The sequence below is a fragment of the Actinoplanes sp. SE50/110 genome (assembly GCF_900119315.1).
Taxonomy (GTDB): Bacteria; Actinomycetota; Actinomycetes; order Mycobacteriales; family Micromonosporaceae; genus Actinoplanes.
This window is the reverse complement of record NZ_LT827010.1, coordinates 3089498-3115940: the sequence shown is the minus strand read 5'-3', so window position 1 is coordinate 3115940 and position 26443 is coordinate 3089498. Positions and strand designations below refer to the sequence as shown.

Below are 26443 nucleotides of genomic sequence, written 5' to 3'. Positions count from 1 at the left end.
GTGAATGAGTGGAAGTGGGTTGTTAGAAGCCGGCAGCCGTGGGCACAACTAACCCGAGAGCTCAAAACTGAATACATCGCTACATACCGGACGATAGGAGACCCCCCGTGATCACGCAGGAGCACATTCACACGCTGAGCGGCCGCGACGTCCACGACCGGGACGGCGACAAGATCGGCACCGCCGGGCAGGTGTGGACCGACGCCGCCGGTCTGCCCACCTGGGTCAGTGTCCGCACCGGCCTGTTCGGACTGAACGAGTCGCTGGTCCCGCTGCAGGACGCGGACCTGCGCGACGACCGGCTGGTGGTGCCGTTCGACAAGGCGACGGTCAAGGACGCGCCGAACGTGGACGCCTCGCACGACGAGCCGCTGACCCAGGCCGAGGTCGACCAGCTCTACTCCTACTACGGCGTGAACCAGCACGACAGCTACCGGTCGTACCAGGCCGGGGCGACCGCCACGAACGAGAACTACACCGGCGATAGCTACACCGACGAGAACTACACCGGCCAGAGCCGCCCCGGCGGCACCGACTACGAGCTCGGCGCCGGCCAGGGCGACGGCCACCTGCGCGGCGACGACGCGATGACCCGCTCGGAGGAGCGGCTGACCGTCGGCACCGAGCGTGAGCGGACCGGCAAGGCCCGGCTCCGCAAGTACGTGACGACCGAGCAGCAGCAGGTCAGCGTGCCGGTCACCCGCGAGGAGGTGCGGCTGGAGCGTGAGCCGGTCACCGACGCGAACCGGGACGCCGCCTTCAGCGGCCCGGACCTGACCGAGTCGGAGCACGAGGTCACCCTGCACGAGGAGCGGCCGGTGGTGCAGACCGAGACGGTGCCGGTGGAGCGGGTGCGCCTGGGCAAGGAGACGGTCACCGACGAGCGGACCGTCAGCGGCGAGGTCCGCAAGGAGCAGATCGAGGCCGAGCTGCCCGGCGACGAGCGCCGTCGTCGCCTCGGCTGACCCCACGACGACCTGACGTCGCCCCCGGCCGCGCGTGCGACCGGGGGCGACACCGTGGTCAGGGCAGGCTGCGGGCCAGCAGGCAGACCGCGAGCAGGTGCAGCGACGGCCAGCTCGCCGCCCGCCAGTCGGCCCCCGCGTCCGGGTGTGTCCACCCCCGGGCCGCCGCGGTGTCGGCGACGCCGTCGGCATACGCGGCCAGGTTCGCCACGGTCATCCCCGACACCGAGTCCCGGATCCGCGCGGCGTGCCGGTCGAGCAGCGCCACCAATCCCGGCTCCGGGGACTCCGGCACGCCGAGCCGCCGCTCCCACCGGGCCAGCGCCAGCCGCGCGCCCGCCGTCATCACCTGTCGATCGGACTCCATGGCGGTATACCGTACAAAACAACGGCTCAATTCCACAGCGCCGCGGGTGACTCGGCGTCCGGGATGAGCAGTCGCGCCGTTCCGCCGCCGTCGGCCGGGGCGGCCCACACGTCGGAGTTCCGGCTGCCGCGCCGCACCGCGTACATCACCGTGGTGTTGTCGTACCAGGCCGTCTGGTCGTCCACGCTGCGCGTCTCGGCCAGCGGCGTCCGCCGCATCGTCGCCAGATCCAGGACGGTCAGCCGCCACCCCTTCGAGGGATCCCCCTTGATCGCCTCCTTGAAGGCGATCCGGGTCCGATCGGGTGACAGCGACGGGCACTCCACGTTCTCGGCGAGGGTCCGCACGGTCTGCGCGGTCACGTCGCCGGCGACCAGATAGCGTTTCCCGGCGGTCGACAGGGTGGCGTAGAAGTGCTGGTCGTCGGCGAAGGTGACACCCCAGACATTGACGTCGGCCGCCCGGTAGGGCCGGCCGTCGCGGACCACCGAGAACAACTCCACCGAGTCCACCGTGTCGCCGGTGGCCAGGTTCAGCATGCCGGCCCGGGTGGAGAACCTCCCGCCGTTGTACGAGTCGCCGGTCACGAACACCGTCCATGCCAGGACGTTGCCGCTGGGCGACACGCGCGCCCGGTTCGGCACCCCGACCAGCGGGTAGGTGTCCGACACCCGCAGCCCGGCGTCGAGCACCGCCAACTGGTAGGTGGCGAGCGGCCCGTCCGGTCGCAGGCAGATCCCGCGCCCGGCGGCCGCGTACACCCGGTCACAGTCGAGCCCGGAGACCGTCCGCTGCCCCGTCTCGGCGCCACGCGCCACGGTCGCCACCCGCCCGTACCCGGACGCCGCCGTGCTGCGGAACAGCACCCGGTCGCCGGGGCCCGCGTCGACCACCGCCGCCGCGGCCGGCGCCGAACCACGGCGCCCGGCGATCACCACGTACACCACCGCCCCGCCGAGCAGGACCACGGAGACCAGGGCGGCGAGCAGCACCCGCCGGCGCAGAGACGGTTCAGCGCTCACGGTTCGACCTCAGCAGGAGCCCGGCGGAGACGGACAGGGTCAGCACGGCCAGGACGGTGAAGGCGCGGATCGCCCCGGTCGCGTCCCACCACTGCCAGGCCAGCCCGAACAGCACCGAGGAGACCAGGTAGGCCAGCGCCTGCCCGGTCTGCACCAGGGCCAGCCCGGTGGTGCGCAACTCGGCCGGCAGGAGTGGACCGGCGAGGGCCATCAGCACTCCGTCCGTGGCGGCGTAGTAACCGCCGTACAGCACAAGCACCGCGACGATGGTGACCGGGCCGCCGAGCCCGGAGCCGAGCATGGTGTAGACGACGACGAGGGCGGCGTAGCCGCCGAGGACGACCGGCGCCCGCCCGACCCGGTCGGCGAGCCGCCCGAACGGCACCGCGAGGAGCAGGTAGGTCAGGCTGGTGCCGACCGCGAGCAGCGGGAACCATCCGGTCGCGAGGCTCTCCCGGCGCTGCAGCAGCAGGTAGACGAAGCCGTCGCCGATGGTGCTCAGCCCGAGCAGGACCGCGCCGATCAGCAGCATCCGGACCGGTTTGCGGCGCAGCAGCGCGGCCGCAGCGGGCAGGCTGACGGTGTTCGCGGCCGGCCGCGGGCCGCGGTGATCACGGACGAAGAGCACCAGGACGAGCACGCCGACCATGGCGATGCAGCCACTGACCACGAAGACCGAGTCGTAGGCCTGCCCGGAGGCGGCCAGTACGGCGAGCGCGACCAGCGGCCCGGCGAACGCGCCGGCCGTGTCCATCGCGCGATGGACGCCGAACGCGCGCCCCAGCGAGGTAGCGGGGGTGGCCAGGGTGATCAGCGCGTCCCGGGGCGCGGTGCGCAGGCCCTTGCCGGCCCGGTCGGCGACGATCGCGGCGCTGATCCAGGGGACTGCGGTGCCGGCCGCGAGCAGGCCGAACTTCATCACCGCGGAGAGGCCGTAGCCGACCGCGGCGACCGTCTTGCGGCGCCGCGCCCGGTCGGCGACATAGCCGCCGGCCAGGCGCAGCAGTGCGGTCGCCCCGGTGTAGACGCCGTCGATCAGCCCGTAGACGGCGGGACTGAGCCCCAGTCCGGCGATCAGGTACAGCGGCAGGATCGCCGAGACCATCTCGCTGGACACGTCGGTGATCAGGCTGACCGTGCCGAGAGCCAGAACCGTGCCGGCGAGGCGCTGGGTGCGGTCGGTCCGGCGCACGGCCGGACGTTCCACCGAGGCCAGATACATGGGACTACTGCCAGACGTCGGTGATCGGCGAGACGCCGGCCGCGCCGCCCAGGGCGGACAGGCCGTACGCGGACTCGATGGTGCGCAGCACCGTGTAGTGGGTGATCTTCTCGGAGTACGAGCCGACCTTCACGTTCGCGCCGACGAAGGCGGTGTAGATGTGGTTCAGCGAGAGCGAGTTGTCCTCGTCGAACGTCACGATGAGCAGGCTGTTGTGGGTCTTGGCCCACTGGGCGTACCCGTCGAGGTTGTTCCTGAGCCAGGTGTTGCCGGTGCTGATCGAGCAGTCGTGCATGTCGTTGCACATGTCCGGGGTGACGAACGAGACCGTCGGCAGTTGGGTGTAGTCGGACGGGAAGGTCGAGTACCGGACGTTGCTGGCGGCCGGCACGGTGCTGAAGTCGACCCAGCTGTTGTGCTTGCGCCGGTAGGTGCCGCTGGAGCAGCCGGTGTAGCCGTCCGACGGCATCGCCTCGGAGTAGCCCTTGAACGTCCGGCCGGCCGCGATCAGCTGGGCGCCGAGGTTGCCGGTGGTGAACGTCTTGGGGCAGTTGTCGTTGGTGACGCCCTGGGTGGCGCCGGAGAACAACGCGATGTAGTTGGGCTGGCTGGGGTGGGTGATCGCGTACGACTGGGTGAACTTCGCGCCCTGGCCGGCCAGGGCGGTGAAGTACGCAGCCGATGACGAGGTGATCTGCGAGGACGCCTTGTTCTCGAACATCACCAGGACGATGTGGTCGAAGGCCGGGACGGTGGTGGCCGCCTGGGCCTGCGGCGACGCGGCGGTGACGCCGGTGCCGAGAAGTGTCAGGGACGCCAGTGCGACCCCGATGCGCCGAAGGGACATGCCCGCATCCTCCTCAAGATCATCGACGACTTCCGACACGGCGGGTGGCCGAAAGGTTAAGAAACGACATCCGTCTATTGATTGCCGTCCGGGTGCGACCCGTCAAGCCCCCCTCAGATCCCCGTCGAAGAACCCGATAGCGGCAAAGTCGGACCTCTCCCCTCCCCCGAACGGAGCCCGCATGACGACGCGGACGGCTCGCGCATGCTTCGCCGCCTGGTCGCTGTTGCTGGTCGCGCTCTACTACGCGTTCCCGGCCGCCCACCTGTACACCTGGGCGCTACTCGGCTACTCGTCGGCGGCGGCGATCCTGGTGGGTACCCGACTGAACCGGCCCGGCCGGCGCCTGCCCTGGTATCTCGTCAGTGCCGCGCTCGCCTGCTTCACCACCGGGGACAGCTGGTACAACCTGGTGCTCGCGCTCGGCGGCAGGCCCGGCTTCCCCGGCCTGGCCGACCTGTTCTACCTGCTCGTCTACCCGCTGCTGACCGGCGCGCTCCTGCTGTTCATCCGGGCCCGCTCGGGCCGCGGCGACAACCGCGGCGCCCTGCTGGACGCCCTGGTTCCGACCGTCGGCCTGGGCCTGCTGGCCTGGGTCTACTGGATCGCCCCGTTCACCCGGGCACAGGACCTGACCGTGTTGCAGAAGATCGTCTCGATCGGCTACCCGCTCGGCGACGTGCTGGTCCTCGCGATGATCCTGCGGATGCTGACCCAGACCGGCACCCGTCCCCGCACCCTGGGCAGCCTCGGCGTCGCGATGCTCGGCCTGCTGGTCTCGGACATCTTCTACGGGCAGTCCCAGCTGCGCGACGACTGGGTCCTGGGCGGGCCGGTCGACCTGGGCTGGGTCCTGTTCTACTCGGCGATGGGCTTCACCGCGCTGCGCCCGTCGATGCGGCAGCTCACCGAACCGGCCGAGCGGTGCCGCTCGATCATCGGGCGGCACCGCCTGGTCTGGATGACCGCGGCCGCGCTGATCGCCCCGATCCTGCTCTGCCTGGAGTATCTGCAGGGCCGCCCGGCCGAGATCCAGCGCGACGGCATCGTCGACGCGCCGGTCATCGCGGGTGCCGCGGCGGTGATGTTCCTGCTGGTCCTGGGCCGGCTCGCGGACCTGGCGATGGCGCAGCGGCAGGCCGTGGCCCGGGAGCGGGCGCTGCGCGAGGCCGGCGCCCTGCTCTTCGCGGCCGCCACCGAACGCGACGTGGTCGCGGCGCTGCACCAGGCGGTGGCCCGGCTGATGCCGCCCGGCCAGCCCTACCACCTGGAGCTGCCGCCGCAGGCCCCCGGCCCGGCCGACGTCGCCGTGCACTGGCGGGCCGCCGCCGACCTGCCCGCCGGGGTGGACGCGGGCGGCTTCCCGACGGTCCTGTTCGCCACCCAGCCGCTGCCCGGCCGGCAGTGGCACGGGCAGCTGATCGTCGGCGCGGCCGAGGACGTGCTGCAGACCCTGCGGCCCGCGCTGCAGACGCTGGGCGCGCAGATCGCCGTCGTGCTGGACCGGATCTCGCTGACCGCGGAGGTCGGCCGCCGGGAGAGCGAGACCTACTTCCGCACCCTGGTCCAGCGGACCGTCGACGTCATCCTGATCGTCGACGGCGACCAGGACACCACCGTCCGGTACGCCAGCCCGTCGGCCGACAAGCTGTTCGGCACGGTCATCCCGGCCGGCACCCCGCTGGCCGACCTGATCGCGCCGGAGGCGCAGGAGGCGCTGCGCGACGTGCTCTGCCGGCTGCGCCGCGGGCACGGCGATCTGGACGGCGTCGAGCTGACCGCGCAGGGTGCCGGCGGCCGCCGGATGACCGTCGAGTGCGACCTGCGCGACCTGCGCGACGACCCGACGGTCGCCGGCCTGGTGGTCACCCTGCGCGACGTCACCGAGCAGCGCCGCCTCGAGGACGACCTGACCCACCAGGCGTTCCACGACTCGCTGACCGGGCTGGCCAACCGGGTGCTGTTCCGCAACCGGCTGGAACAGGCCTTCACGGTGGCCAGCCGGGACGGCGCCACGCTCGGCGTGCTCTTCGTCGACCTGGACGACTTCAAGGAGGTCAACGACACGCTCGGACACGCGATCGGCGACCAGCTGCTGATCGCGGTGGCCCGGCGGATCTCCTCGATCATCGGGGCCGGCAGTACCGCGGCCCGGATGGGCGGCGACGAGTTCGCCATCCTGGTTGAGCAGAGCGACACCGCGCACGCCGCCGAGGACGTGGCGGCCCGGCTCGTCGCCGCACTCGACGCGCCGATCGAGGTGCCCGACGGTGAGGGTGGCCTGCACCTGGTCAGCGGCCGGGTCAGCGTCGGCGTCGCGACCAGCGGCGACGCGGACAACGCCACCGAGCTGCTGCGCCACGCCGACCTGGCGCTCTACCTGGCCAAGGGGATGGGCAAGGCGGGCTGGCAGCGCTACCAGAGCGACCTGGCGCACGCCATGGTGCAGCGCCTGGAGATGCGCGCCCAACTGCACGAGGCGATCGAGGACGAGCAGTTCATGCTGCAGTTCCAGCCGATCGTCGAGCTCGCCGACCAGCGGGTCACCGGCGTCGAGGCACTGGTCCGCTGGCAGCACCCGACCCGCGGGCTGCTCGGGCCGTTCCACTTCGTCGAGGCCGCCGAGGAGAACGGCGCGATCGTCGGCATCGGCAACTGGGTGATGCGCGAGGCGCTGTGCCAGATCGCCCGCTGGAAGGCCGACGACCCGCACACCACGCTGCGCTACGTCAGCGTGAACGTGTCGCCGCGCCAGTTCCGCTCGGCCGACTTCGTCGACCAGGTTCGCGCGGCGCTCGCCGCGGCCGGCGCGCGGCCCGAGTGGCTGCTGCTGGAGATCACCGAGAGCCTGGTGCTGCGCGACGCCGACAAGGTGGTCCAGGATCTGCGCGCGTTGCGCGCCATGGGGGTCCGGGTCGCGATCGACGACTTCGGTACGGGGTATTCGTCGCTCAGCTACTTGCGGCAGATGCCGGTGGACGTGCTGAAGCTGGACAAGTCGTTCATCGACGACATTCTGACCAGCCGGCAGCAGCACGCCCTGGTCGACGCGATCGTTACCCTGGCCGGCAACCTGGACCTGGCTGTCGTCGCCGAGGGCATCGAGGAGCCCGGGCAGCACCTCGCCCTGGACGCCATGGGCTGCCACTACGGCCAGGGCTACCACTTCGCCAAGCCGCTGTGGCCGACCGCGATCCCGGCCCTGACCGCCGCGGCGGAGGCGATCGCGATGACGGCGTAACGCCAGTCAACTGTCGGTTACTGAACACTCACTCATCCGAGGAGGGGTACCCCTTATCCACTGGCGCGGGCGGCTCGCAGCGGGCAATGTCACAGTGTGCTGAACAACCCCGTGTGGGCCGCCCTCTCCGGGCCACAGGCCGGCTACGCCGAGGCCGCCGGAGACGCCGCCCGATACCTGCCCGAGATCTCGCCGTTCTGCGCCGTCAGCGACCCGGCCGACCCCAAGGCCTGGCGTGACCTGGCCACCCTCACCGACCACGCACTGCTCACCGGCCCGGCGATCAGCCCGCCCCGCGGCTGGGTCGAGGAGGGCCGCTCAGCCGGCGTGCAGATGGTCGGCACCGCGATGACCGCCGTCGACGATCCGGAGGCGGTGCCGCTCACCGAGCACGACGTCCCCGAGATGCTCGACCTGGTGGCCCGCGCCCAGCCCGGCCCGTTCCGCAAGCGCACCGTCGACCTCGGCCGCTACCTGGGCATCCGGTCCGCCGACGGCCGCCTGATCTCGATGGCCGGCGAGCGGATCCGGATGCCCGGCTGGACCGAGGTCTCCGCGGTCTGCACCGATCCGGAGTTCCGCGGCCAGGGCCTGGGCGCGCGCCTCACCCTGGCCGTGGCGGCCGGCATCCTGGCCCGCGGCGAGCTGCCCTTCCTGCACGCGGTCCACGACAACGAGAACGCGATCCGGCTGTACGGGCGGCTCGGCTTCGAGCACAGCGCCGACGTGGTCTTCGCCGCGTTCCGCTACACCGGCTGACCCGCCCGCTACAGCTGCCCGTGGTTGGGCGGCAGCACGTCCAGCAGGTCGTAGGCGGCGAGGTGGTGGTACTTCCAGTCGAGCGGGTCGTGGACGCTGTGCGTCCGCGCGTTGCGCCAGTGCCGGTCCAGGTCGTATTTCGCGGCCGCCGAGCTCGTCCCGCACATCTGGAACAGCTCCGAGCCGGCCTCGACCGCGATCTCGCTGCCGAAGGCCTTCGCGGCCGCCACCGCGAGCGAGCCCCGGGCCGCGGCGTCGGCGTCCGCCGGGGTCAGGGTGATCGCCTCCAGCGTGCGTGCGGCCGCGTCGAGCAGCGCCTCGGCGGCCCGCACCCGGCTGGCGAGGCGGCCGTACCGATGCTTGACGTGCGGGTCGTCGGCCGCCACGCCCGCGCCCGCCCGGACCGCCTCGGTGGCGGGGCGGGCTTTCGTGCGCAGGTAGGCACGGGCGTCGGCGAGCGCCGCGCCGGCGATGCCCACCTCGATCGCGGCGTGGTAGAGCTGGGCGCGGGCGCCGAGCTGCTGCGGCTGCTGATAGGCGCCGGCGTAGTCGAGCCGCATCCCGGGCTCGACGATCACCTCGGTGAAGGTGGCGGTGCCGCTGATCGTGGCCCGCTGGCCGACCATGTCCCAGTCGGTGTCGACGGTCACGCCCTCGGCGTCGCGGGCAACGAACGCGAGCACCAGCCGGCCCTGCTCGTCCAGCGCGCTGACCGCGATCCAGGCGCTGGTCAGGGCGCCGGTGGTGTAGTACTTGACGCCGTCCAGCCGGCCGCCGCTGATCCTCGTCCGCAGATCCTGGGCGTGCTGTCCGCCGCGCTCGGCGAGTGCGTTGCCGAGCCGGCGGCCGGCGAGAACTTCGTCGTACAACCGCTTGCGGGTCGGTGGGGTGCCGTGCACGGCGAGGACGTCGATCATCAGGTAGTGGGCCTGCGGAACCTGGGCGATCGACGGGTCGGCGGCCGCGATGATCCGGGCGACCTCGGCGAGGGTGCGCGGGCCGAGGCCGGGACCGCCGTCGGCGGCCGGAACGGTGATCGCGAGCAGGCCGGAGGAGTCGAGCGCGGCGAGCGCCTCGGACGGGATCACCGTCGCTCCGTCGCGGTCGCGCCCGATCGCGCCGGGGGTGAGGACGGCGGCGAGCCGGTGGGCGGCCTCGACCGCCTCGTCGTGCGTCTGCGGGACTGGCATCCACCGATCCTAGGAGCCGCGGGCGTTCCTCAAGTGGCCCGGTCGGTGTCCGATCAAAGCCAGGTCGGCGCGGCGGAGGAGGCCCCTTGCACACCTGGTACCTGTGGGGCCTGTCGGCGCTGGGCCCGGCGTCCGGCGCGCTGACACTCCTGTGGCGCAGGCGGCAGGCGGCGGCGCTGACCGACGCACTGACCGGGCTGGCCAACCGGGACCGGTTCGACGCCGTGTCCCACCGGAGCCTGCTCCACGCCGCGCGGACCGGCACCTGGTCGGCCGTGCTGGTGATCGACATGAACGGTTTCGCGGAGATCGCGGAGACGCTGGGCCGCGCGCCCGCCGATCAGGTGCTGACCGGTTTCGCCGAGGTGCTGCGGCAGTCGGTGCCGGCTCCCGGGCTGCCGGCCCGGCTCGGCGGGGACCGGTTCGCGGTGCTGCTGACCGATCTGGCCTTTCCCGGCCAGGCCTACGAGGCGGCCGGCCGGATCGCCGCGGCGATGGGCACGGTCGCGGTCGCCGGTCGGCTGGTCCCCCTCGCCGCCGGCATCGGGGTCGCGGTGTCGGCACCGGGCGAACTCACCCACGACGAGCTCGTGCACCGCGCCGACGCGGCGATGCGCCGCGCGAAGGCACTCGGCCCGGACACCCGCTGGGCGGTCTGGCAGGACTCCCCCACCCCGGAGGCGGTCGCCGCCTGACGCGCCCGCGCCGGCCGGCGTCAAGCCGGTGGCATTGATCCGGTGGCATCCAGGCCTGGGTGACCGCCTTGAGCGCCGGCTTGCGGGCCGCGGCACGTACAACTCCACGGCCAGCACCAGGTCGGACGGCGAGCCGATCAGGTCGTCGCGGATCAGGCCGATCACCGCCTCGACCGCACTCGCCCGGTCGGTCGCCGCGCCGAGCCGCTCGTCGAAGACCTTCGCGGCGGCCTCGGCGTGCCGGGTGAAGGCCTCGGCGAGCACCTCGTCGAGCGAGGCGAAGTGGTACGTCATCGAGCCGAGCGGCACGTCGGCGGCGCGGGCAATCTCCCGGTGCGTGGTGCCGGCGACGCCGCGCTCGGCGGATGGCGGATGAGCCGTCGGGTTCCGGAACTTCATCGGCCGCTGTCGACGGAAGCGCCCGGTGACCTGCATCGATGCCGGAACCGCTGCCGGAACCGGTTCCGAGGGCCCATTGACAGTGCATGGGAGCGCGTTCAGAGTGTGCCGCAAGAGAGCGATTTCACAGCCTGTTCCCCGGCTGGAAACAGCTTCGACACAACCCCGCAGGAGTCCCCATGTCGATGCCCCCTGCCCGACAACGAATACTCACCGCGCTGGTCGCGCTGACCGGGCTGGTCGCCACCCCGGTCGGCGCGCCCGCCGCGCAGGCCGCGGAAACCCTGGTCTCGCAGAACAAGCCGGTCACCGCGTCGTCGGTGGAATGGGCCGGCACCCCGGCGACCGCCGGCGTCGACGGCGACAACGGCACGCGCTGGTCCAGCGCGTTCGCGGCCGGCCAGTGGTTCCAGGTCGACCTCGGCGCGCCCACCGCGATCAGCCGGATCGCGATCAACTGGGAGAACGCGTACGCGAAAGCCTTCACGATCCAGTTCTCCGGCGACGGCAGCGCGTACACCCAGGCCTACGCCACCAGCAGCGGCACCGGCGGCCAGCAGAGCATCCCGGTCAGCGGCACCGCGCGCTACGTCCGGATCAACCTGACCGCCCGCGCGCTCGACCTCTACGGATACTCGTTCTGGGAATTCCAGGTGTTCTCCGGCGGCGGAACCACCAACCCCACCCCCCGATTGCTGTCGTACGCCAAACCGGCGCGCGCCTCGTCCGAACAGAACGACGCCAACTGCAACCCGTGCACGGCCGACAAGGCGTTCGACAACGACCCGGCAAGCCGCTGGGCGACCAGCCCGACGAACGGCTGGGTCGACCCGGGCTGGATCTACGTCGACCTGGGCGCCACCGCGCAGATCAGCCAGGTGGTGCTGCAGTGGGATCCGGCGTACGGCAAGGCGTACCAGATCCAGGTGTCGAACGACGCCACGAACTGGACCTCGATCTACGCCACCACCACCGGCGACGGCCTCAAGGACGTCATCAACGCCACCGGCACCGGCCGCTACGTGCGGATGTACGGCACGGCGCGGGGCGGCCCGTACGGCTATTCGCTCTGGGAGTTCAGCGTGTACGGCACCGGCGGCAACCCGGTCGACCCGCCCGCCCCACCGGCCGACCCGGCGTTCCCGGCCACGAGACTGGTCTTCGACGACGAGTTCAACGGCGCCGGCGGCGCCAAACCGGACACCACGAAATGGACGTACGACCCGGGCGTCCCGCAGAACGGCGAAGTCCAGTACTACACCCCGGACAGCGCCAACGCGTCGATGAACGGCGCCGGCCAGCTCGTCATCCAGGCCCGCCGCGAGGACTACCAGGGCCGTCAATACACCTCGGCGCGGATGAACACGAGCAACAGGTTCAGCCTGCAGTACGGTCGGGTCGAGGCCCGGATCAGGGTGCCGAAGGGCAACGGGTTGTGGCCGGCCTTCTGGATGATGGGCGCCGATTTCCTCACCGGTCGCCCATGGCCGTACAACGGCGAGATCGACATCATGGAGGTGCTCGGCCGCAACACCACCGAGTCGTACTCCACGCTGCACGCCCCCGCCTACAACGGGGCCGGCGGATACGGCCAGAAGTATTCCACCGTCGACCTGTCCCAGGACTTCCACGTCTGGGCGGTCGAATGGGACAGCAAGGGGATGCGATTCTTCCTCGACAACACCCTGGTCTTCAACGCCGTCAAGGACACCGTGGAGAACACCCGCGGGCCGTGGATCTACGACCACCAGTTCTACATCATCCTCAACCTGGCGGTCGGCGGCGACTTCCCCGGGCCGATCGACAGCAGCACCCCGTTCCCCAGCACCATGCTGGTCGACTACGTCCGGGTCTACCAGTGACATCCTGACATCGGCGGGTGGGCCCGGTGCCGGCCCCGCTGGTCGAGGCGGTTTCGAGCCCGGTCAGCGGCGGTCGGCGTCGAGGTAGGAGGCGGCGGCGCGGTCTCCGGACCGGTCAGCGGCGGTCGGCGTCGAGGTAGGAGGCGGCGGCGCGGTCTCGGGACCGGTCAGCGGCGGTCGGCGACGAGGTAGGAGGCGGCGGCGGTGACGGCGGAGACGGTGAGGACCGCGGGCCAGGCGCCGATCTTCTTGGCCAGAGGGTGGGACAGGCCGAAGGCTCCGAGGTAGGTGGCGGCGAGGGCGCCGGTGACGGCCGGGGTGGTGCGGCGGGACCACTCGCGGCCGGCGAGGACGCCGCCGGCGGCGAGGACCAGGCCGCCGAGGGGGCGGACGCCGGTGCGGCGGGCGGCCTGCCAGCCGCCGATCAGGGAGCCGGCAGTGATCACAGCAGTGGGAACACGCATACCCCCGACCCTACCGGCCTGTCCGTGCGCGGCGGGGCGGTGAGGGGTCCGCCCCGGCGGCGGCCGCCCGGGCGGGTGGGGTGGTTCGGGTGAGGGTAGCGGCGACCCGGGGTGGGTGGGTCAGGTGACGGTGGCGGCCCAGGGTGGGTGGGTCAGGTGACGGTGGCGGCCCAGGGCGGGTGGATCAGGTGACGGTGGCGGCCCAGGGCGGGTGGATCAGGTGACGGTGGCGGCCCAGGGCGGGTGGATCAGGTGAGGGTGGTGGTGGCCAGGGCGGCGGCGATGAGGAGGCCCAGGCCGTTGGTGGCCCAGTGGAGGGCGGCGGCGGCCAGCAGGCTGCCGGAGCGGCGGCGGAGTTCGCAGAGCAGCAGGCCGGCGATGGCGGTGAAAGCGACCGCGCCGAGGATGGCCAGGATGGTGCCGGGGAGGCCGGAACCCAGGGTGCCGCCGACGGCCTGATTGACCTCGGCCAGGCGCAGCGACGGAAGGATGTGCCAGAGGCCGAAGAGGACCGAGGAGGTGATGCTGGCCCAGGTGGCGCCGCGGTGGCGGTGGATCAGGCCGAGCAGGACGCCGCGGAAGGCGATCTCCTCCAGCAGGACGGTGCCCAGCGGGACGATGACGAACGCGGTGAGCAGGGCGGCGCCCGGGTGCAGGTGGTAGCGGACATCGTGGAAGGCGACCCGGGTGGCGGGGATCGCGGCGCCGATCGTGTAGACGACGGCGACGACGGCCACGGCGCCGATCGCATACTTCAGGCCGGGGAGCAGGGTGCGGCGGGACAGGCCGAGGTCGTGCCACGAGAGGCCGGCGCGGCGGGCGAGCAGGACCAGGGCCAGGGCCACCGTGGGGCCGGCCACCAGGCCGGTGTGGTGCGGGCCGTACTTGTCGGCGACGTTCACCGCGGCGAGGATCGCGAGCACCGCCCCCAGGATCACGGCCAGCCGCCGCCGTGACGGATGGGCTGCGGCCGGCGCCAGGCCGACGGCGGCGTCCGGGTCGGGGCCGACGGCGGAGGGGGCGTGGGTGGGGGTGTGGTCTGGCATGGCGCGGCAGAGGCTACCCGGTCGTCACCGACGGGACCAAAAGTGAGAATGGTGCTGGTTCGGGTGGGCGTACCGCCACAATGACATTCCGGACGGCTCCGGAGGGAAGACCGATTTCCGGTTTGTGTACACCGGACCAACACCGCGACCCAGACCATCCTCTCACCGATAGAGTTGTCGGAAATATCGGGAAAAGGGAGTGGGTATGCTGCAACTTCCCCGCCGGCGGCTCTTCACGCTGAGTGGCGTGGCGCTGGCCGGCGCCCTCCCCCGGCCGAGGCTCACGAACCCGTTCACGCTCGGTGTCGCATCCGGCGATCCACTGCCCGGAGGCGTGCTGCTCTGGACCCGGCTCGCGCCGCGCCCGCTGGAGCCGGCCGGCGGGCTGCCGCCGGTGAGCTATCCGGTGGACTGGCAGGTCGCCGAGGACGCGAAGTTCTCCCGGGTCGTCCGCAGCGGCACCGGGACCGCCGCCCCCGGCTACGGGCACTCGGTGCACGTCGACGTGACCGGCCTGCGCCCCGGCCGCGACTATTTCTACCGATTCCGCAGCCAGGGCTTCCTCAGCCCGACCGGCCGGACCCGGACCGCACCGGCGAAGACCGCCACGCCGCGGGCACTGCGCTTCGCGGTCACCTCCTGTCAGGCGTACGGCGACGGCTACTACGACGCCTGGCGGCACCTGGCCGCGGAGAGTCTCGACCTGGTGATGTTCCTCGGCGACTACATCTACGAGGGTGCGATCACCAGCTCGGGCGGCAGCCGGATGGACCCGAAGCTGCACCTTCCGGACACGTTCGAGCTGGAGACGGACACCCTCGATCTGTACCGGATGCGGTACGCGCTGTATCGCACCGACCCGGACCTGCAGGCCGCGCACGCCGCCTTCCCGTGGATCCTGACCTGGGACGATCATGAGGTTCAGGACAACTACGCCGACGGGGTCTCCCGCTTCGTCACCACGCCGGTGCGGGACTTCCTGGTCCGCCGAGCCAACGCGTACCGGGCATATTGGGAGAATCAGCCGCTGCGCTGGCCGCGACAACCGTCCGGTCCGGACATGTCGCTGTATCGACGGTTCCGGTTCGGCGATCTGGCACACGCCTACGTGCTGGACACCCGTCAGTATCGGTCAGACCAGGCCTGCGGCGACAACCTGCGGGCCGGTTGCACCGCCCGCGACGACCCGCAGCGCACCCTGCTCGGGGCACCGCAGCGGGACTGGCTGCTCGGCCGGATGGGCCGATCCCCGGCCCGCTGGAACGTGCTCGCCCAGCAGATCATGATGGCCCGGTGCGTCTACGGCGGCCCGGCGAACCGCCTCGACATGGACAAGTGGGACGGGTACTCCGCCGATCGGCAGCGGGTGCTGGAACTGGCCGCGCGGATGCCCGGCACGGTCGTCGTCTCCGGCGACATCCACAACAACTACGCCTGTGACCTGCGGCTCGACTTCGGCAGACCGGAGACCCCGCCGGTCGCCGTGGAGCTCGTGGGCACGTCGATCTCCAGCGGCGGCGACGGCAGCGACACCACCGCGCAACTCGACATGCAGCGCCGATACAACCCACACCTGAAGCTCGCCAACGGACAGCGCGGCTACGTGCTCTGCGAGCTGGGACGCGACGTGATGCGGGCCGACTACCGGGTGATGAACCAGGTGACGCGGCGCGGCGGGACGATCTCCACGCGGGCGTCGTTCATCTCCGAACGGGCCCGGGCCGGGCTGGTGCCGGCATGATCTCCTCGACGCTGGTGGCGCTGGTGGCGCTGTCCGCCACTCCCCCGGTCTCGATCACGGTGGCCCCGGCGACGCTGCCGATCACGATCGGACAGTGCAACGGCGGCACCATCACGGTGAAACTCACCAACCACGGAAAGACCCCGATCTACGCCGACGCTTCGCTCAGCGCCGACCCGGCGCTTCACCTTCCCCGCTCGCTGATCACCACCTGGCTCCCGGCCGGTTACACGAGCAGCGTTCCGGTTGCGGTCCGCGCGACCCGCGCGGGCGATTTCCGCGTACGCGTCACTGCCGGCCCCAGCCGCGTCGAAGTGCCGATCCGGGTGGGCACCCCCGCGCCCGGTGCCGCCCTGACCAGGCTCGCCAGCCGGGTCACCGCGTCCTCCGCGCGGGCCGGTTCCCCGGCCTGCGCGGCGATCGACGGCCGGGCGGACACCATGTGGAACGACACCACCGGCAAACGCTGGCCGGACTGGTGGCAGCTGGACTGGGACACGGCACACCGGGTCAGCCGGATCGCGGTCACCACCACCGCGGACGGCGGCCTGCGCGACTGGGATGTGCAGGTCGCGGTGCCCACCGGCTGGCAGACCGTCGACTCCGTACGCGGCAATCGCTCCGCCCTGAAAATCAGCACCTTCACGGCGCGGGCGACGACAGCGGTGCGGATCGTGACCCTCGCCGGGAACGGGGTGAACGATCAGTCGCGGCTGGTCGACGTGGCGATCTCCTGACCGGTCTGCTCCAGGACCCACGCCACATACCGCGGATTTCCACCGACGACCGGAAGGGCCAGCACACACGGTACGTCGTAGGGATGCTCGCGCTCGGCCGCCGCGACGATCGCGTCGACCAGCGACAGCCGGGTGTGCACCGCGACCCGCGCCTCCCCCTCGTCCTCCACCGCACCCTGCCAGCGGTAGATCGACCGCACCTGCGGCGTGATCTGCCCGCACGCCGCGAGCCGCCGCTCCACCAGGCGCCGGGTGAAATCGGCGAGCCACTCCGCCGAACCCGCCGTGATCACCACTTCGCAGATCTGCTCGGTCACCCCGACACACTAGTCTCACAGCCATGGCTGACGCGGACGACGTACGCCGGCTGGCCCTGGCGATGCCCGAGGTCACCGAGATCGACAGTGACGGGTTCGACTTCCGGGTGGCGAACAAGGGGTTCATCTGGTCCTACCCGGAACGCCTGCCCGGCAGGCCGCGGGTGATCCGCACCGACATCGCCGTGCTGTACGTCGGCGACGAGGCGGAGAAACAGGCGCTGCTGCTCGGCGAGCCGGAGCTGTTCTTCACCACGCCGGGCTACGACGGGCTCCCGCTGGTCATGGTCCGGCTGCCGCGGGTGAGCACCGACCGGCTCGCCGAGCTGATCACCGATGCCTGGCGGATGCGGGCGCCGGCCGATCTGCAGGCATCGCCGTGAGCAGGGCGGGAAGCTGCGCCATGTCGGTGAAGACGTGGGCGGCGCCGGCCGCGAGGAGAACCTCCGGCGCGTGGTGGGCGGGGCTGTCCGGCGGACAGTAGCCGAGCACGGTCGCACCCGCGGCGACCCCGGCCCGCACGCCGGTCGCGGTGTCCTCGACGACCGCCGCGCGGGCCGGATCGACGCCGAGCGCCGCGGCGGCCGCGAGATAGACGTCCGGGGCGGGCTTGCTGCGCGGCATCTCCATCCCGCTGAAGATCTTCCCGGCGAAGACGCCGTCCAGGCCGACCTTGGTGAGCTGCAACTCGACCTTGAACCGGTCGGCGCCGCTGGCCACCGCCACCCGGCCGCCGAAAGCCCGGTCGACCTCGTGCACCGCGGCGACCGCCCCGGGAATGGGCTCCAACCCGGCCAGCAGCCCCTCGTTGCGGCGCCGCCGGAACTCGCCGATCCACTCGTCGGTGACCACGAACCCGGTGTGCGCGGTGATCACCCCCACCTCGTCGGCGAGCGCCTTCCCGACGAACAGCCGGAAACACTCGGCTTCGCCGACCGCCCACCCGAGCTCGTGCAGCATGCCCCGCAACACGGCGTTCGTGATCCGCTCCGAGTCGACCAGCACCCCGTCACAGTCGAACAAAACCGCCTCCACCATGCGGCGACCCTATCCGCTGCGACTTTCCGCCGCCGTGACCGCGCGCACGTCGCCGTTCGCGATATCCGGGTTGCTCAACCTGATCGGCTGAGCAACCCGGTCACCGGCGCCTCACGAATTCCAGACGCACGATCGCACGACGGCCGCCTCAGTGCGCTCTCAAATACTCCTCGACCTCATTCATCAGATTCCCCAGCCTGGTAGCCATGTCCGCCGACATAGGAGGAACCTTCATTCCAGCAGCCACATGCTCGCCCAATACTGCAATGGCGTAGCGAAGATAATCCGCGGTCACCCGATCGACGGTAATGGAGACCAGCCCGTCGGTCGACCGAACAGAAACGTGGGGCCCTTCCAGCGGATTCAAGGCAGCCCTCCTATTGGGTGTACTTGGTGATGATAATCGGAAGCTTCGCGTACCCATCCTCGATCGGCACACCCGGGGAACCGCCGAGCCATCTGACCTGCCCTGGATACGGCGGCCCCGGAGGGATACCCGTGTAGAACTCCACCCCTGCGGCCCCCTCGGGCAGCGGCCCGAGATGCGCCTGTGGCTGCGGTATATCAATGAGTCCCACACGGGGCTCCTTGCCCCACAATTGGCTGCTCTCCAAGATTTGCTGGGCTACAGCCGGGCTCTGAGTCGGGGATTGGAGCCGGTGGAATGGCCCATATAGCGGCTCACTGTCATCGATAGGATTCCCGTGGATATCACAAAGTATCGAGTTGTGAACGAGAACAGGGGTGCCACCGGCCAGCACATAGTACGTATGGAGATCGGCGACCGTCAGGTTGTGCATCGTCCGGGCACCGAGGAAGCGGTGAACGGCGGTGACCTTGACAGTGCCGCCGCGCGGCGTGCGAAGAGTGGCGCCGGCCCTCAACAGTCCGGCATCGATCCAGCTTCGGGTGCCGGCGTCCCAGAACGGGTGATGAGCAGTGGTGTGCAGAACGGCTTCCCGGCCGCCTGGGCCAGATCGGTCAGGTCGGCGACCGCCTTGGACCGGGCCGCGAGCGCGTCGGTGATCTGCTGCTCCGCGTCCGCGTCCTGCTTGCTGGCCGCCGCGTACCCGGTGTTGTAGAACTCGGCGATGACCACCGGGTCCTCACTGTCCAGCGCGGCCTGGCCGAGCTTCTGCACCTCGTAGCCACCGTTGGCGACCATCTGCTCGGGATCAGCTTGGCCTGCTGCGCCGCGTTCAGCGCATCCTGCTTGTCCGCCAGATCGGCGGCGTCATGCCCGGTCGCCACGAACGCGGCGATCTTCGCATCGTCGTTGGAGTCCAGAGCGGCCTGCGCCCGCTGCCGCACGGTCGGGCTGCCGGAGACGACCCACTCCTGGACCTGAACCCGGTTGTGGTCCGCCTGGTCCTTCTGGCGCTGCTGATCGGCCTTGCGGTAGACCGGCAGCCCGTTGTCCAGAAAGTCCTTGATCTGCGCCGGATCATTGGTGGCCAGCACCGCCGTGGCAGCGGCCCGCACCGCCGGATCCGCGTCGTAATCCGCCAGATCCTGGGTCAGCATCCGATCCAGGTCGGCGTCGTCGATCGGCGTATCAGCCGGTGACGGATCCTTGGTGTCCGCGCCCAGCAGTTGCTGCAGCGCCTCCTGGACGGTCAGCGCGTGCGGCTGCACCACCGGCGCCTGCACCCGCGGCGCCACCCGGCACCGCCACAGCCACGGCCAGGCCGGCCGCCAGACCCGCGGCCCAGCGCAGACGGACCCGTTTCCTGGAGAATGCGGGCGGTAAAACCGCACGACGAAGCGTCCACAACGCCACGATGGAACCCCCGTACCATCATCACAACGGCCGGAGTGACCGCTGCATCGTTGAAACGTCCTCCACAAGGGAGGATCGATCGATGCAGTCTTACCGCAACCTCACGGCCGGCGCTGCCCCACCGCGACCCTCTCCGGGCAACAAGAGATAGATCACCGTCTAGTAGTTGTTGAACTGGACCGAGTGCGCCCAGGCGTTGCAGGGGGTGTTGTAGCGCTTCTTGATGTAGTCCAGGCCCCACTTGATCTGGGTGGCCGGATTCGTCTGCCAGTCCGCGCCGAACGACGCCATCTTGGAGCCGGGCAGGGACTGCGGGATGCCGTAGGCCCCCGAGCCCCGGTTCTCCGCCCGGTAGTTCCAGCCGCTCTCCTTGTTCCACAGCTTGTTCAGGCAGGCGAACTGGTCGAGCCCGAAGCCGGCCTGCAGGGTGAGCGCGCATCCGACCGCCCGGCTGCCGCTGAATTCGGTGCAGGAGCCGGGAATCGGGCCGGCGAAGGCGACCGGGCCGCTCGGCTTCTGGGCCGCCTTCTTGGCCGCGGTGGCCTGCTTGTCGAGGGTTTTGGCGTATCCCGAGGCGGTGCGGGCGGTCGACGCGGCCTTCTGCGCGGCGACGCCCTCGGCCGCGGTGATCCGGGCGCGGGCCGCGGCGTGGTCGTTCTGCCGATCCTTGAGCAGCTGCATGTCGTTCGCCTCGGCCTGCACCGAGTCCAGGGTGCCGCTGGTCGGCGGCGGTCGGTGCTCGCCCAGGTAGACGCCGCCGGTCACACCGGCGAGCAGCAGTGCGGCGGACGCGGCGCGGATGCCGATCCGGCCCACGGAATCGGTCACGAGGACTCCTTCTGGCGAGCGGGTCCCGGCACGGTACCAGGCGTCGCTTCCGCGCGCCCGGCTACGGTGGCGTCGTGCGTACCGGTGTTCCGGCCCTTCATGTGGGCTGCGCGATGTGGTCCTTGAAGGCGTGGCAGGCGCGTTTCGCGACCGGTGACCGGCTGCGGGCGTACGCCGGATGGTGCAATGCGGTGGAGGGGAACACCACCTTCTATGCCACGCCGGCCCGCGCGACGGTGGCCACCTGGGCGGAGCAGACCGCTCCGGACTTCCGGTTGATCCCGAAGGTTCCGAAACGGATCACCCACGAGCTGCGGATGTCCGGCGCCGAGGAGGACCTGCGCGTCTTCCTGGACGCGATGGAGCCGCTCGGGCCGCGCGCCACCGCTCTGTGGATTCAACTTCCCGGGTCCTTCGGACCCGGCGATCTCGCCGTTCTCTCCCGGTTCCTGCGCTCCCTGCCGATGGATCGGCGGTACGCCGTGGAGGTGCGCCACCCGGACTTCTTCACCGATCCCGGGCGTCTGACGGAACTGCTCGCCGCGCATGACGCGGAATGGGTTCCGTTCGACACGACCACGTTCTTCGCCAGCCCGCCGACGAGCGCCGCGGAACGGGACGCGTGGTTGAAGAAACCCCGGATGCCACGCCGCGACACCGCGCTGACCGACCACCCGATCGTCCGCTATCTGGGCCGGGACGACACCGAGCGCACGGTGGCCGGCTGGCAGCCGTGGGTCGCGACGACCGCCGGCTGGCTGCGGGAGGGCCGATCCCCGACGGTCTTCCTGCACACCCCGGACAACGCCGACGCGCCGGATCTGGCCCGCCGGTTCCACGCCGAGGTCGCCGCCCTGGTACCGGGCCTGCCACCGCTGCCGGAACCGGCTCCCCGGGAGGCGGAGGGGCCGGCGACGCTGTTCTGACCGGCATGCCGTTTGTCCGGGGCTGACGGATCTCGGACAGTTTCCGGGGCACGGCGATGCTCAGAATGTGCCCGGAGGTGCAAGATGACAGAGAAGACCTACGCTGCGAGCTTTGACCGGAACGGGGCATGCTGGCGTCGCAGTACTCGCAGCTATTCGGACAACTGCGTCGAGGTCGCCGATCTGGCCGACGGTGGCCGCGCGGTTCGTGACTCGAAGGACCCGGACGGCCCGGTGCTGTTCTTCACCCCGGACGAGTGGACGGCGTTCGTCGGCGGCGCCAAGGACGGTGAGTTCGACGACTGATCGGCAGCCGGACGGGGTGGCGCGGGCGCGCCGGTGATGTTACGCAGAGGCATGGATGTCGGACCGGGACCGCGCCCCCGGATGCATTTCACGCCGCGTGACGGCCGGGTCGGCGACCTGTTCGGGGTACTGCACCGCGACGGGCGCTACCACCTGTTCTACGAGCACCGGTCCGGCGGCGACGCCGGCTGGGGCTGCGCCGTCTCCGACGATCTGGTGATCTGGCGGGAGGGCGCGGTCGCCGCCGCGCCCGGCGGCCCGGGCTGCGGGTCGGTCGTCGACGGCCCGTCCGGGCCGGTGCTCTTCCATTCCGGTCCGGGCTCCGGGGTGCGCCGGGCCACCGCCGCCGCCGATCTGACGGGCTGGCTGGCCGATCCTGATCAGCCGGTGCTGGGTGCCGCCCCGGAGGGCTTCTCCGACGTGCGCGATCCGTTCGTCTTCGCGGCACCTGGCGGTTGGCGGATGCTGGTCGCCGCCACCGCGGCCGGGGGCGGCTCCGCGGTCCTGCAATACCGTTCCGCGGATCTGGACGACTGGTCGTACGACGGTGTGCTGACCACCGCCGCGGGCGGGCAGGTGGACTGCCCGCGGCTGTTCGAACTCGACGGCGAGTGGGTGTTGCTCGTGGCGGGGGCCGATGCGTCGTACGCCATCGGCGGTTATGACGGTGTCGCCTTCCGGCCGCGCGCCCGGGGCGTCTTCGGCCGGGGCCGGCTGGGGCCGGCCGCGCCCTTCGTCGACGCCGCCGGGCGCCGCTGCGTGCTGGCCCGGGTCGGCGGCTCCACGTGGGCGGGCGCGCTGAGCGTCCCGTGGATCCTGTCGGTGCGTGGTACCAGCCTGCTCGCCACCCCGCACCCGCACCTCGACCGATACCTGGTGACCGGGGTCACCGGCCTGACCGCGGACGCCGGCGAGCTGCGTGACCACGGCGACCTGATCCTGCGGATGCCGGCCGGCGGGGAGACCACGGTGCTGGCCGACGCGGACATCGTCGAGGTCACCGTCGAGGGGGTGAGTGGTCTCGGCGCGGCCCGCCGCGCGGTGCCCGGCGAGCCCGGCGCGCACATCGCGCGGATCGCCGGCTCCGGCCGGCGACACGATTACCATCGGGGGGATGAGTGACCTGGAACGCTTCGTCCGCGCCCAGGACGGCGTTTATGAGCGAGCCCGCGACGAACTGGCCGCGGGCCGTAAACGTACACACTGGATGTGGTTCGTCTTTCCGCAGTTGACCGGTCTGGGGTCGAGCCCCACCGCGCAGGCCTACGCGATCGCTGACCTGGCCGAGGCCCGTGCCTATCTGGCGCATCCGGTGCTGGGCGCCCGGCTGACCGATGCCGCCCGCACGCTGCTGGGCGTCGAGGGTCGCACGGCCGAGCAGATCCTCGGCTATCCGGACGATCTGAAGCTGCGCTCGTCGATGACCCTGTTCGCCGCGGCGGCCGCCGAGCCGGGCGTCTTCGGCGAGGTCCTCGACCGGTTCTACGACGGCCCCGACCCGCGGACGCTGGAGCTGCTCGGCCGGGGGTAGGCAGAGCCACCCTGGCGGGAGTGATCGGCCTCCGCTCCCGCCTCGCCGCCGTCCGCGACCGATCACGGCGGGCGGCGCCGGCCGGCGTTGCCGTAGGGTTCGCGATCGTGAGTGACACACCCCTGTCGGATGTCATGGCCGAGCATGCGCAGACCCGTGACGCGGAGGCGTACCAGCGGTTCGTCGCGCTCTTCCGGTCCTCGACCGTCGGCGTCGTGGTCACCGGGACACCGGTGCCGGACGCGCCGGGCGGCTTCGTCTCGGACGGCACCCTGGCCGTGCGCCGGACCGGTCACGGCGACGGCCGGCAGCGGATCCTCACCTTCGCCGACCCGGAGGTGTTCGCCCGCCGGTTCGGGCCCGTGTTCAACGCCGGCATGTCCGGCGACGCGCTCCTGCGGATGGCCGCCGACGACCGAGAGTGCGCCGGCATCCTGGTCAACAGCGCGACCGCGGAGACCAGCGTCATCATCAGCAGCGTCCATTAGGGATCCGGGGCGATCACCTTCACCAGCAGCAGCGTCGGCCCGTCCCAGACCAGGCCGCGCATCTCCGCCACCGGCAGGAACCCCCGGGCGCGATAGAAGCCGCGCGTCTGCGCATACCCCTCATGCTCGTACGACGCGCCGATGGTCTTGACCTGGAGGAGCCGGACACCCGCGCACCGGAGATCCTCCTCGACCGCGTTGAGGAGCAGCGTGCCGGCGCCGGAGCCCCGCGCGTCCGGGTGCACCGCGATGAGGTGCAACTCGGCGGATTCGGGGAAGTGCCGGCGGACCAGGGCGACCCCGATCGTCGCCGAGCCGCTGACCGCCAGATAGCTCGGCAGCACGGAGGCGTCGCCGACGTAGTCGCGGACGGCCTCCTCGAGACCGAACCAGGACGGCAGGGCCCGCAGAATCCGTCCGGTCGCCACCGGATCCGACCGGCGCTCGATTCTCGTCACGCCGCCAGCCCAGCACCGGCCGGGCCGCGGCGCCAGCGGATTTCCCACAGACACCGCGGCGCGGGCCGTTGCGGAGTCCGCAACGCCCCGGCCGAGCGGGTCAGTAGCGGCAGCGCAGGACGACCAGGGCGTGGCGGAGGACGTCGACGCGGCTGCCGGCGCGGGCGGTCTTGCGGCGGCGGGCCAGCAGCGGATCGGCGGTGTGGGCGACGATCTCCCAGGTCTTGCCGTAGTCGCGGGACGGCAGGGTGAACGAGACGTCCTCGCTGAGCGGGTTGAACAGCAGCAGGAACGAGTCGTCGGTGATCTCCTCGCCGAGGGCGCCGCGTTCCGGGATGCCGTGGCCGTTCAGGAAGACGGTCATCGTCATGCCGCTCGGGGTGTTCCAGTCGGCTTCGGTCATCACCTCGCCGTCGCGGCGCAGCCAGGCGATGTCGGGGAGTTTGTTCTCGTCGGCGAAGGCGCCGGTGAAGAAGCGGCGGCGGCGGAAGATCGGGTGCTCGGCGCGGAGCTTCAGGAGCAGGCGGGTGAAGTGGGTGAGAACGTCCTCCTCCCGGGCATTCTCCCAGTCGACCCAGCTGAGCTCGTTGTCCTGGCAGTAGACGTTGTTGTTGCCGCGCTGGGTGCGGCCCAGTTCGTCGCCGTGCAGGAGCATCGGGACGCCCTGGCTGAGCAGCAGGGTGGCCAGGAAGTTGCGTTTCTGCCGTTCGCGCAGGACGACGATCTCGGCGTCGTCGGTCTCGCCTTCGGCGCCGCAGTTCCAGGAGCGGTTGTGGCTCTCGCCGTCCCGGTTGCCCTCGCCGTTGGCGTCGTTGTGCTTCTCGTTGTACGACACCAGGTCGTGCAGGGTGAAACCGTCGTGCGCGGTGACGAAGTTGATCGAGGCGATCGGGCGGCGGCCGTCGTCCTGGTACAGGTCGGAGCTGCCGGTGAAGCGACTGGCGAACTCGCCGAGGCTGGAGGGTTCGCCGCGCCAGAAGTCGCGGACCGAGTCGCGGTATTTGCCGTTCCATTCGGTCCAGTTCGGCGGGAAGCCACCGACCTGGTAACCGCCGTCCCCGACGTCCCACGGCTCGGCGATCAGCTTCACCTGGGAGACGACCGGGTCCTGGTTGACCAGGTCGAAGAAGGCGGCCAGCCGGTCCACCTCGTGGAATTCCCGGGCCAGGGAGGCGGCCAGGTCGAAGCGGAAGCCGTCGACGTGCATCTCGGTCACCCAGTAGCGCAGCGAATCCATGATCAGCCGCAGCGACTCGTGGTGCCGGACGTTGAGGCTGTTACCGGTGCCGGTGGTGTCGTAGTAGTACTGCTTGTCGCCCTCGACGAGGCGGTAGAACGCCGGGTTGTCGATGCCCCGGAAGGACAGGGTCGGGCCCAGGTGGTTGCCCTCGGCGGTGTGGTTGTAGACGACGTCCAGGATCACCTCGATGCCGGCCTGGTGCAGGGCCTTGACCATCGACTTGAACTCCTGCACCTGCCCGCCGGCGCCGCCGAACGACGCGTACCCGTTGTGCGGGGCGAAGAAGCCGATCGTGTTGTAACCCCAGTAGTTGCTCAGGCCGCGCTCGACCAGGCCGCTGTCGTGCACGAACTGGTGCACCGGCATCAGCTCGACGGCGGTGATCCCGAGGCGCTGGAAATACTTGATCATCTCGGGGTGCGCGAGGCCGGAGTAGGTACCGCGTACGTCATCGGGGATCTTGGGGTGGTTGATCGTCATGCCCTTGACGTGCGCCTCGTAGATCACCGTCTGCCACATCGGGATCTTGAGCGGCCGATCGTTGCCCCAGTCGAAGAACGGGTTGATCACCACGGAGCGCGGGGCGAACGGGGCCGAGTCGGCGTCGTTGTACGACGCCGGGTCGCCGAAGTCGTACGAGAAGAGCGCCTGATCCCACCGGTAGTCGCCGTCGATGGCCTTGGCGTACGGGTCGAGGAGCAGCTTGTGGGGATTGCAGCGCAGGCCGCGGGACGGGTCGTAGGGCCCGTGCACGCGGAAACCGTACCGCTGACCGGGGGTGACCCGGGGCAGATAGCCGTGCCAGACCAGCGCCTCGCGCTCGGGCAGGTCGACCCGGGTCTCGTTGCCCTCGTCGTCGAACAGGCACAGCTCGACCCGCTCGGCGGCCTCACTGAAGATGGCGAAGTTCGTGCCGCCGCCGTCATAGGTCGCACCCAGCGGATACGGGTTGCCCGGCCAGATTTTCATGCCCG

Annotated in this window: 28 protein-coding genes and 2 pseudogenes; 13 read left to right on the top strand and 17 right to left on the bottom strand. The window is 71.1% G+C overall.

All coding sequences use genetic code 11. The features are described from left to right. The first annotated feature begins 107 nt into the window (after nucleotides 1-107). Nucleotides 108-965, top strand: coding sequence for a DUF2382 domain-containing protein (locus ACSP50_RS13820; RefSeq protein ID WP_014689785.1), 858 nt, complete (start codon nucleotides 108-110; stop codon nucleotides 963-965). Nucleotides 966-1023: 58 nt separating this feature from the next. On the opposite strand, the gene ACSP50_RS13815 is transcribed toward ACSP50_RS13820, so the two are convergent. From ACSP50_RS13815 to ACSP50_RS13800, 4 genes are read right to left on the bottom strand one after another with little or no spacing between them, the layout of a single operon-like run. Next, entirely contained in the window at nucleotides 1024-1332 is a 309-nt protein-coding gene (locus ACSP50_RS13815; RefSeq protein WP_014689786.1) for a DUF6401 family natural product biosynthesis protein, read from the bottom strand. Nucleotides 1333-1358: 26 nt separating this feature from the next. Next, nucleotides 1359-2354 (bottom strand): hypothetical protein, encoded by a 996-nt coding sequence (locus tag ACSP50_RS13810; protein ID WP_014689787.1) that lies wholly within the window; start codon nucleotides 2352-2354, stop codon nucleotides 1359-1361. Continuing rightward, the gene (locus ACSP50_RS13805) at nucleotides 2344-3576 is read right to left on the bottom strand and encodes an MFS transporter (RefSeq protein ID WP_014689788.1); all 1233 of its coding nucleotides are present in this window, start codon (nucleotides 3574-3576) and stop codon (nucleotides 2344-2346) included. The genes ACSP50_RS13810 and ACSP50_RS13805 overlap by 11 nt, the downstream gene beginning before the upstream one ends. A 4-nt stretch (nucleotides 3577-3580) precedes the next feature. Then, on the bottom strand, nucleotides 3581-4423 hold the full coding sequence (locus ACSP50_RS13800) for an alkaline phosphatase family protein (protein WP_014689789.1): 843 nt from the start codon (nucleotides 4421-4423) through the stop codon (nucleotides 3581-3583). Between the two features lie 181 nt (nucleotides 4424-4604). Here ACSP50_RS13800 and ACSP50_RS13795 point away from each other — a divergent pair, with 181 nt between their 5' ends. Further along, nucleotides 4605-7664, top strand: coding sequence for a bifunctional diguanylate cyclase/phosphodiesterase (locus ACSP50_RS13795; RefSeq protein WP_014689790.1), 3060 nt, complete (start codon nucleotides 4605-4607; stop codon nucleotides 7662-7664). A gap of 96 nt (nucleotides 7665-7760) precedes the next feature. Further along, entirely contained in the window at nucleotides 7761-8423 is a 663-nt protein-coding gene (locus tag ACSP50_RS13790) for a GNAT family N-acetyltransferase (RefSeq protein ID WP_014689791.1), read from the top strand. An 8-nt stretch (nucleotides 8424-8431) separates the two neighbouring features. Here ACSP50_RS13790 and ACSP50_RS13785 read toward each other — a convergent pair whose 3' ends face one another. Beyond that, nucleotides 8432-9613: an acyl-CoA dehydrogenase family protein gene (locus tag ACSP50_RS13785; protein ID WP_014689792.1), complete on the bottom strand. Its 1182-nt coding sequence runs from the start codon at nucleotides 9611-9613 to the stop codon at nucleotides 8432-8434. An 86-nt stretch (nucleotides 9614-9699) separates the two neighbouring features. Here ACSP50_RS13785 and ACSP50_RS13780 point away from each other — a divergent pair, with 86 nt between their 5' ends. Beyond that, on the top strand, nucleotides 9700-10308 hold the full coding sequence (locus ACSP50_RS13780) for a GGDEF domain-containing protein (RefSeq protein WP_014689793.1): 609 nt from the start codon (nucleotides 9700-9702) through the stop codon (nucleotides 10306-10308). A 303-nt stretch (nucleotides 10309-10611) separates the two neighbouring features. Here ACSP50_RS13780 and ACSP50_RS44795 read toward each other — a convergent pair. Next, nucleotides 10612-10707: pseudogene (locus tag ACSP50_RS44795) on the bottom strand (hypothetical protein); the annotation flags it as partial. Between the two features lie 179 nt (nucleotides 10708-10886). Here ACSP50_RS44795 and ACSP50_RS13770 point away from each other — a divergent pair. Next, nucleotides 10887-12569 carry a discoidin domain-containing protein gene (locus tag ACSP50_RS13770; RefSeq protein WP_014689794.1) on the top strand — a complete coding sequence of 561 codons (1683 nt, stop codon included), beginning with the start codon at nucleotides 10887-10889 and terminating at the stop codon, nucleotides 12567-12569. A gap of 167 nt (nucleotides 12570-12736) precedes the next feature. On the opposite strand, the gene ACSP50_RS13765 is transcribed toward ACSP50_RS13770, so the two are convergent. Beyond that, nucleotides 12737-13033 carry a hypothetical protein gene (locus ACSP50_RS13765; protein WP_014689795.1) on the bottom strand — a complete coding sequence of 99 codons (297 nt, stop codon included), beginning with the start codon at nucleotides 13031-13033 and terminating at the stop codon, nucleotides 12737-12739. Nucleotides 13034-13281: 248 nt separating this feature from the next. After that, entirely contained in the window at nucleotides 13282-14079 is a 798-nt protein-coding gene (locus tag ACSP50_RS13760; protein ID WP_014689796.1) for a CPBP family intramembrane glutamic endopeptidase, read from the bottom strand. Nucleotides 14080-14284: 205 nt separating this feature from the next. Between ACSP50_RS13760 and ACSP50_RS13755 the strand changes: the two genes are divergently transcribed. Together ACSP50_RS13755 and ACSP50_RS13750 are read left to right on the top strand one after the other, a co-directional pair. Beyond that, nucleotides 14285-15820, top strand: a complete 1536-nt coding sequence (locus ACSP50_RS13755) for an alkaline phosphatase (RefSeq protein ID WP_014689797.1) — start codon at nucleotides 14285-14287, stop codon at nucleotides 15818-15820. Further along, a complete protein-coding gene (locus ACSP50_RS13750; RefSeq protein ID WP_014689798.1) occupies nucleotides 15817-16557 on the top strand; it encodes a discoidin domain-containing protein in 741 nt (246 codons plus the stop codon). Before ACSP50_RS13755 ends, ACSP50_RS13750 begins: the two co-directional genes overlap by 4 nt. Here the strand turns inward: ACSP50_RS13750 and cutA are convergent. Beyond that, complete coding sequence (gene cutA / locus ACSP50_RS13745; RefSeq protein ID WP_014689799.1) at nucleotides 16524-16874, bottom strand: divalent-cation tolerance protein CutA; 351 nt, start codon at nucleotides 16872-16874, stop codon at nucleotides 16524-16526. The genes ACSP50_RS13750 and cutA overlap by 34 nt on opposite strands. 23 nt (nucleotides 16875-16897) lie before the next feature. On the opposite strand from cutA, the gene ACSP50_RS13740 reads away from it, so the two are divergent. Continuing rightward, nucleotides 16898-17257 (top strand): MmcQ/YjbR family DNA-binding protein, encoded by a 360-nt coding sequence (locus tag ACSP50_RS13740; protein WP_014689800.1) that lies wholly within the window; start codon nucleotides 16898-16900, stop codon nucleotides 17255-17257. Here the strand turns inward: ACSP50_RS13740 and ACSP50_RS13735 are convergent. The 6 genes and pseudogenes from ACSP50_RS13735 to ACSP50_RS13715 all read right to left on the bottom strand — a co-directional run bounded on the left by ACSP50_RS13735 (nucleotide 17205) and on the right by ACSP50_RS13715 (nucleotide 20520). Then, nucleotides 17205-17912, bottom strand: a complete 708-nt coding sequence (locus ACSP50_RS13735; RefSeq protein ID WP_014689801.1) for an HAD family phosphatase — start codon at nucleotides 17910-17912, stop codon at nucleotides 17205-17207. The two genes, ACSP50_RS13740 and ACSP50_RS13735, sit on opposite strands and share 53 nt — an antisense overlap. 148 nt (nucleotides 17913-18060) lie before the next feature. Further along, a complete protein-coding gene (locus ACSP50_RS41840; protein WP_014689802.1) occupies nucleotides 18061-18279 on the bottom strand; it encodes a hypothetical protein in 219 nt (72 codons plus the stop codon). Nucleotides 18280-18289: 10 nt separating this feature from the next. Then, nucleotides 18290-18862 (bottom strand): polymorphic toxin-type HINT domain-containing protein, encoded by a 573-nt coding sequence (locus tag ACSP50_RS45035; protein WP_080127817.1) that lies wholly within the window; start codon nucleotides 18860-18862, stop codon nucleotides 18290-18292. Then, on the bottom strand, nucleotides 18793-19077 hold the full coding sequence (locus tag ACSP50_RS43920; protein WP_014689804.1) for an ALF repeat-containing protein: 285 nt from the start codon (nucleotides 19075-19077) through the stop codon (nucleotides 18793-18795). The genes ACSP50_RS45035 and ACSP50_RS43920 overlap by 70 nt, the downstream gene beginning before the upstream one ends. A 122-nt stretch (nucleotides 19078-19199) precedes the next feature. After that, nucleotides 19200-19436 (bottom strand): annotated as a pseudogene (locus ACSP50_RS43915) (hypothetical protein); the annotation flags it as partial. Between the two features lie 415 nt (nucleotides 19437-19851). Then, nucleotides 19852-20520: a lytic transglycosylase domain-containing protein gene (locus tag ACSP50_RS13715; protein WP_014689805.1), complete on the bottom strand. Its 669-nt coding sequence runs from the start codon at nucleotides 20518-20520 to the stop codon at nucleotides 19852-19854. A gap of 113 nt (nucleotides 20521-20633) precedes the next feature. Here ACSP50_RS13715 and ACSP50_RS13710 point away from each other — a divergent pair, with 113 nt between their 5' ends. The 5 genes from ACSP50_RS13710 (at nucleotide 20634) to ACSP50_RS13690 (ending at nucleotide 23771) form a co-directional block, all read left to right on the top strand. Then, nucleotides 20634-21446 carry a DUF72 domain-containing protein gene (locus tag ACSP50_RS13710; protein ID WP_014689806.1) on the top strand — a complete coding sequence of 271 codons (813 nt, stop codon included), beginning with the start codon at nucleotides 20634-20636 and terminating at the stop codon, nucleotides 21444-21446. Between the two features lie 84 nt (nucleotides 21447-21530). Then, complete coding sequence (locus ACSP50_RS13705; RefSeq protein WP_014689807.1) at nucleotides 21531-21752, top strand: DUF397 domain-containing protein; 222 nt, start codon at nucleotides 21531-21533, stop codon at nucleotides 21750-21752. An 81-nt stretch (nucleotides 21753-21833) separates the two neighbouring features. Continuing rightward, nucleotides 21834-22874, top strand: a complete 1041-nt coding sequence (locus ACSP50_RS13700; protein ID WP_014689808.1) for a glycoside hydrolase family 32 protein — start codon at nucleotides 21834-21836, stop codon at nucleotides 22872-22874. Beyond that, nucleotides 22867-23283: a DUF1810 domain-containing protein gene (locus ACSP50_RS13695; protein WP_014689809.1), complete on the top strand. Its 417-nt coding sequence runs from the start codon at nucleotides 22867-22869 to the stop codon at nucleotides 23281-23283. The genes ACSP50_RS13700 and ACSP50_RS13695 overlap by 8 nt, the downstream gene beginning before the upstream one ends. A gap of 107 nt (nucleotides 23284-23390) precedes the next feature. Beyond that, complete coding sequence (locus ACSP50_RS13690; protein ID WP_099344065.1) at nucleotides 23391-23771, top strand: SseB family protein; 381 nt, start codon at nucleotides 23391-23393, stop codon at nucleotides 23769-23771. Here the strand turns inward: ACSP50_RS13690 and ACSP50_RS13685 are convergent. Further along, nucleotides 23768-24229 (bottom strand): GNAT family N-acetyltransferase, encoded by a 462-nt coding sequence (locus tag ACSP50_RS13685; protein ID WP_043514095.1) that lies wholly within the window; start codon nucleotides 24227-24229, stop codon nucleotides 23768-23770. The two genes, ACSP50_RS13690 and ACSP50_RS13685, sit on opposite strands and share 4 nt — an antisense overlap. A gap of 100 nt (nucleotides 24230-24329) precedes the next feature. After that, a complete protein-coding gene (gene glgX, locus ACSP50_RS13680; RefSeq protein ID WP_014689812.1) occupies nucleotides 24330-26438 on the bottom strand; it encodes a glycogen debranching protein GlgX in 2109 nt (702 codons plus the stop codon). Nucleotides 26439-26443: the final 5 nt, after the last annotated feature.

Coding starts and splice junctions, on each gene's coding strand:
- glgX (WP_014689812.1), bottom strand. CDS start 26,438: ATGAAAATCTGGCCGGGCAACCCGTATCCGCTGGGTGCGACCTATGAC.
- ACSP50_RS13710 (WP_014689806.1), top strand. CDS start 20,634: ATGTGGTCCTTGAAGGCGTGGCAGGCGCGTTTCGCGACCGGTGACCGG.
- ACSP50_RS13700 (WP_014689808.1), top strand. CDS start 21,834: ATGCATTTCACGCCGCGTGACGGCCGGGTCGGCGACCTGTTCGGGGTA.
- ACSP50_RS13765 (WP_014689795.1), bottom strand. CDS start 13,033: ATGCGTGTTCCCACTGCTGTGATCACTGCCGGCTCCCTGATCGGCGGC.
- ACSP50_RS43920 (WP_014689804.1), bottom strand. CDS start 19,077: ATGGTCGCCAACGGTGGCTACGAGGTGCAGAAGCTCGGCCAGGCCGCG.
- ACSP50_RS13770 (WP_014689794.1), top strand. CDS start 10,887: ATGTCGATGCCCCCTGCCCGACAACGAATACTCACCGCGCTGGTCGCG.
- ACSP50_RS13735 (WP_014689801.1), bottom strand. CDS start 17,912: ATGGTGGAGGCGGTTTTGTTCGACTGTGACGGGGTGCTGGTCGACTCG.
- ACSP50_RS13760 (WP_014689796.1), bottom strand. CDS start 14,079: ATGCCAGACCACACCCCCACCCACGCCCCCTCCGCCGTCGGCCCCGAC.
- ACSP50_RS13705 (WP_014689807.1), top strand. CDS start 21,531: ATGACAGAGAAGACCTACGCTGCGAGCTTTGACCGGAACGGGGCATGC.
- ACSP50_RS13795 (WP_014689790.1), top strand. CDS start 4,605: ATGACGACGCGGACGGCTCGCGCATGCTTCGCCGCCTGGTCGCTGTTG.
- ACSP50_RS13740 (WP_014689800.1), top strand. CDS start 16,898: ATGGCTGACGCGGACGACGTACGCCGGCTGGCCCTGGCGATGCCCGAG.
- ACSP50_RS13785 (WP_014689792.1), bottom strand. CDS start 9,613: ATGCCAGTCCCGCAGACGCACGACGAGGCGGTCGAGGCCGCCCACCGG.
- ACSP50_RS13750 (WP_014689798.1), top strand. CDS start 15,817: ATGATCTCCTCGACGCTGGTGGCGCTGGTGGCGCTGTCCGCCACTCCC.
- ACSP50_RS13800 (WP_014689789.1), bottom strand. CDS start 4,423: ATGTCCCTTCGGCGCATCGGGGTCGCACTGGCGTCCCTGACACTTCTC.
- ACSP50_RS13695 (WP_014689809.1), top strand. CDS start 22,867: ATGAGTGACCTGGAACGCTTCGTCCGCGCCCAGGACGGCGTTTATGAG.
- ACSP50_RS13805 (WP_014689788.1), bottom strand. CDS start 3,576: ATGTATCTGGCCTCGGTGGAACGTCCGGCCGTGCGCCGGACCGACCGC.
- ACSP50_RS13815 (WP_014689786.1), bottom strand. CDS start 1,332: ATGGAGTCCGATCGACAGGTGATGACGGCGGGCGCGCGGCTGGCGCTG.
- ACSP50_RS13755 (WP_014689797.1), top strand. CDS start 14,285: ATGCTGCAACTTCCCCGCCGGCGGCTCTTCACGCTGAGTGGCGTGGCG.